Source organism: Actinoplanes sp. NPDC048791 (assembly GCF_040650095.1).
In the GTDB taxonomy this organism is placed as follows: Bacteria; Actinomycetota; Actinomycetes; order Mycobacteriales; family Micromonosporaceae; genus Actinoplanes.
Genome location: NZ_JBEZGQ010001156.1, coordinates 1 through 2,424, shown reverse-complemented (window position 1 = coordinate 2,424; position 2,424 = coordinate 1). Strand labels below are relative to the sequence as shown.

The following is a 2,424-nucleotide window of genomic DNA, read 5'->3' as shown; positions in this document are numbered from 1 at the left end:
GCGCCGAGGAGACCGACCGCCGGCGCCGGGCCCTGACCCTGGCCGCCCAGGTGTCCGGCAACCCACCGGCGCTGCCGGCGCCGGAGCTGCTGGGGGGCCTGACCCCCGAGCAGCGGGCCCAGCTGCAGAACGATCAGGCGCTGGCCGGGATGAGCGTGTGGGACTTCCTGGCGTCCGAGGACGCCGAGCTGCTCAAGGAACTGACCGGGCTGGCCGAGTTCGAGGCCTGCTTCGGCAACGGCGACATCGTGGCCTGCCTGTGGGCGGCCGTCGGGCTCATTCCGGGGCCCCGGGTCCTCACCACGGCGTTCAAGCTGGCCAAGCTGGCGCCCAAGATCCAGAACTTCATCGAACGGGCGGCGCTGGCCCGCGACCGCATCGACGACCTGCTGGAGATCGCCGAACGGGCGCAGGCCTGCCAGATCCCGAACAGTTTCCTGGCCGGTACGCCGATCCTGCTCGCCGACGGCCGTACCGTGCCGATCGAGGACGTGCCGGTCGGGGCGAAGGTGCTGGCCACCGACCCGGAGACCAACCGCACCGCGGCCCGCCCGGTCACCGACGTGGTCACCGACCGGGGCGTCAAGAAGCTGGTCGACCTCACGATCACGTCGAACGGCCGGACCGCGACCCTGACCGCGGCCGACAGTCACCCGTTCTGGGCGCCGGACGCGCGCCGGTGGATCGACGCCGAGGACCTGCGCCCGGGTTCGCGGCTGCGGACCGAGGTCGGCGGCCAGGCGGAGGTCACCGCGGTCAAGGCCCGTACCGCGAGGGTCACCGTGCACAACCTCAGCGTCGGCGGCTTCCACACCTTCTACGCCCAGGCCGGTGCCTTCCGGATCCTGGTGCACAACTGCGGTGCCAAGGTGGTGGACCTCTACGGCAACGAGATCACCAACCCGGATCCGCTGGCCGCCAAGCTGCGCGACTTCACCAACGACGCGCTGCGCCGGTGGGAGAACGACGAGATCGGCTTCTCGGCCAAGGACCAGGCCAGGATCGACAAGAACCCCAACCTGGAGAACGCGATCAAGGGCAACATCCTCGACGCGGAGGTGAAACGGATGGCCGACGACGACCCCTCGCTCGCCCCGCTGTTCAGCACGCCCAACGGCTACCCGGGCCCGGACTGGGCCAACACCGGACCGGTCCCGCTCGTCGGCTGGTACGACCTCACGACCACCAAGAGCTGGGGTCAGCATGTGTACGACTACGGCCCCCGCTACGGCCCGGGAGTGGGCATCCTGTGGCAGTGAGAGCGTTACGGCAACGATGGTCGACACCGGACGGACGGCTGCTGCAACGGGAGATCCAGTCCCGCCTGGCGGCCGGCGCCGGGCTTGACGACCTGGACCTCGCGGAGGTCGACGGCAAACGCGACCTCCGCGGGTTCCCGGCCGCCCCGCCGGTCTCGCAATGGCGGGGCGCCCACCTGGCCGCGATCGACCTGTCCGGGGCGTCGCTGGCCGGGGTCCGCCTGTTCGACTGCACGCTGGAGTCCGTCCGGCTGGACCGGGCGGTCTGCCACGACTGGCGGCTGTGGGGTTCGACGGTCGCGGACACCACGTTCACCGGCGCCGCGCTGCGCGGCTCGTCACTGGGCGCCTGGCGCGAGGGTCGGGGCAACCGCTACGAACGGGTCAGCTTCGTCCGGGCCGACCTCACCGCGGCCGGCTCCAGCGCCGCGACGTACACGGATTGCGACTTCTCATTCGCCCGGCTCGACCGGGTCAACTTCTGGCAGTCCAGTCTGGTGCGGTGCACCTTCGCCGGGCCGCTGCGCGACGTGGTCTTCGACGGGCGGCACCTCGGCGAGGACAAGCCGGATGCCAACCCGATGACCGAGGTGGACCTGAGCGGCGCCGAGTTCGACGGCTGCGAGTTCCGCGGCACGCCGTTCACGACGGTCCGGCTCCCGGCCGACCCGGACCTGATGATGATCACCGACGTGGGTCAGGTCGACGGTGCCCTGGCCGCGCTGAGCGCCGCCGACGGCACGCTGCCCCGCACGATCCTGTTGCATGCCCGGAAACTGCTGGGCCTGGGTTCCGCGGCTCTGCTCAATGCCCGGGACTTCCCGGCCGGGGCATCGGCGGTCCGGGCCGCGCTGACGGCTGCGGGGTGGCGTCCGGGCGGCCAGGCCGTCATCCCGGCCGACTAGGGTGGGCTCGCCTCATCGTCCGGCCGGCTGGGAGAGTCATGCACCATCAGATGTTCGTGGACGGCGCCTGGATCTCCGCGCGGTCCGGCGCCACCACCGTCGCGACCAGCCCGGCGACCGGTGAGCAGCTGGGCACCGTGCCCGACGGTGACCGCGAGGACGCCCGCGCCGCCATCGCCGCCGCCCGCCGGGCCGCCGGTGGCTGGGCGCGGCTGTCCGCCTTCGAGCGCGCCGCCCTGCTGCACCGGGTCGCGGACGTC

3 protein-coding genes are annotated in these 2,424 nt (G+C 72.3%); all 3 read left to right on the top strand.

The window, feature by feature from the left end; all coding sequences use genetic code 11:
• Nucleotides 1-1,259, top strand: a 1,259-nt coding sequence (locus tag AB0C29_RS43610; protein WP_360833568.1) for a Hint domain-containing protein, incomplete at its 5' end; no start/stop codon positions are given.
• Nucleotides 1,256-2,164, top strand: a complete 909-nt coding sequence (locus tag AB0C29_RS43605; RefSeq protein WP_360833566.1) for a pentapeptide repeat-containing protein — start codon at nucleotides 1,256-1,258, stop codon at nucleotides 2,162-2,164. The genes AB0C29_RS43610 and AB0C29_RS43605, both read left to right, overlap by 4 nt.
• 38 nt (nucleotides 2,165-2,202) lie before the next feature.
• Nucleotides 2,203-2,424, top strand: a 222-nt coding sequence (locus AB0C29_RS43600; RefSeq protein WP_360833564.1) for an aldehyde dehydrogenase family protein, incomplete at its 3' end; no start/stop codon positions are given.